General features: G+C 27.8%; 3 protein-coding genes. All 3 read right to left on the bottom strand.

Annotated features, from left to right (window positions below; translation table 11 throughout):
• Nucleotides 1–662 precede the first annotated feature (662 nt).
• Nucleotides 663–983, bottom strand: coding sequence for a hypothetical protein (locus ABR854_RS25630; RefSeq protein ID WP_350268713.1), 321 nt, complete (start codon nucleotides 981–983; stop codon nucleotides 663–665).
• A gap of 26 nt (nucleotides 984–1,009) precedes the next feature.
• Nucleotides 1,010–1,477 carry a hypothetical protein gene (locus ABR854_RS25635; RefSeq protein ID WP_350268714.1) on the bottom strand — a complete coding sequence of 156 codons (468 nt, stop codon included), beginning with the start codon at nucleotides 1,475–1,477 and terminating at the stop codon, nucleotides 1,010–1,012.
• 120 nt (nucleotides 1,478–1,597) lie between these two features.
• A complete protein-coding gene (locus ABR854_RS25640) occupies nucleotides 1,598–1,774 on the bottom strand; it encodes a phBC6A51 family helix-turn-helix protein (RefSeq protein WP_350268716.1) in 177 nt (58 codons plus the stop codon).
• Nucleotides 1,775–2,176 lie beyond the last annotated feature (402 nt).

Raw genomic sequence — 2,176 nt, forward strand, 5'->3', positions numbered from 1 at the left:
GCAACTTACTTTGAGTACCAACGCATTCAAACTGTCCCCAAGATAGATGAGAACTAAGGTAGAAAAAAGCGTATAAACTGCTCTAATCGAAAGTCGCTGACCAAATCTGAAAACTAAGGTCTGAAAAAAGAAAATAAAAAGCAAAAGAATTTATTTTTCGGAGTTAAATTTGGGAAAATACCACTCAGATAAATTGTCGAAGACCAACTATGCAAGCAGAAAAGCATACTTGGTGAAACAGGGTGCTGCCTTGTCGGAAAAAAAATATGCGTTTGAAATTATTGAAAACTTAGCGGATTTGACTCGTCGGATATGCCTTTGAGTAATAACTGTCAAACTATTTTAACTGCATAAATACAGTTATCACAGCCAGATTCTAATGAAGGTATAAATTATGTAGATTTGTAAGAAAGTAAATTTTAATTGACTTAATTATTCTTAATAAAAGTTTATGATAAATATTTGAGGCGTTATTGATTTTTTCATCATAAAGTTCAATTATTATTTTTTTTCTTTGAAAAAAATCTTTTTTGTCAATAGTATTTTTTTTTCTATACACTAATGAATTCATATTTTTATTCGTTTAATGGTATGAAAATTTAAAGATTAGCTATATTCTATTGTGTAGCTAATCTTTGGCTAAAATAAATATTATTTTTGGATTATACAAATCTACTAACACATTCATTTAATTGTTGTAGTATATTACTATAATCCGCATAGTAATTGTTTTCGGCTTGTGCGATTTTATTTAAGAAATAGTTTACTGACCCCATTGGAGTTGTTGCATCCCTATTCCACCATGAGCTTCCAATAATATTTGCTGCTTCCAAATATATGCTTGTCAATACATTACTATAATTTGATGTAATTGTATTGTAGTTTGCTTCAAACTGAGCATAGCAATCAGGCTTATAAGAAAATACTTTCGAAGCTATACAAAATGATATTACAACAGTTATTATTATTGATTTCTTTTTCATATTCTTTATCTTATAAGTTCAAAAATTTAATCTTTAAGTCTTGCTTTAACTGTTTTTTTGTTTTCTTCTGTAGCTGAATTTAAAGTTGGTTCAATTACACTTCTGAGTAATGCTAACTGCTTGTCTTTTTCGAGATTTTTAAATTGAGGATGATTAGCCTGCATTTTACTTAATAATTCTACCTTTTTGGAATTTAGTGTGAAATATTCTTTTGCATCTTTCATGCCTGCTTTTTCATAAATTACTACTAATTCATTAAAAGGAGTATTATCTTTAACTTGTGCTTGAATAATTTTCATATTCAAGTTGCCTAAATTATATTTCCCTTCAATGTTGTTAAGTGTAATTTGTTTTTCTAGCTTAGAAAACTCAATAGTTGCAGGGTCTTTAATTAAAGATTCTTTTAATTGACTTTCATCAAAATGTGCTTCTTTTTCTTTTTCCGTGCAAGCAAAAATAGCACATAGTAGGAGGATACTAATGTTTTTTTTCATACATTTGTAATGTTTTAGTTATTAATTGAAACACAGAGGCCTCCTTTTCTCCGACCATGTTGAACAAGGAGGCTTCATTGTTGTAAATTTAAAAGATTTATTTTATAGAAGTCAAAAATATTACGGGACATTTTGGGACTCATTTAAAAATAAATTTTCTTTGATAAATTTTTGCATGTGAGGACATATAAGGCCTGTTGATAATTTTATTTCTTTTTTCTTTAACCACCTGTAAAGTGTTTTTCTGGAAATCCCCATTTCATCAGCAATTTGTTGTCTTGTCTTTAATTGTGTCATAATTAGAGCAGTTTTAGTTTAAAAATTGTAGATAGATTAGTTTAAATAGTCTTTAACAAACTATAGATTTTAGTAAATCAATATAGTTGAACACTTATCTTTTTACTAATAAGTTTTAAATTCGGATACTTGATTTATGAACACTTTTAATGTTACTTTTTACTAAAAATAATATTAAAGTGAGTTAATCTAAATAAAATTTCGAAAAAATATCATTATTTGGTTATTAATGACATGGATTGGTGATGAAAATCCAAAAAACAGATAGTTTGTAGCTGGTATCAATCAACAGTAGGGTATTTATAAAAGCTTGTAAAAATTGAGCAAAGCTATAAACTTTGGTTTTAGTTTTAAACGTGATTGATAAGGTAATTACGCTCTTGCTTCCAACGACCGCAAATG

The organism is Emticicia sp. W12TSBA100-4, assembly GCF_040253585.1.
Classification (GTDB): domain Bacteria; phylum Bacteroidota; class Bacteroidia; order Cytophagales; family Spirosomataceae; genus Emticicia.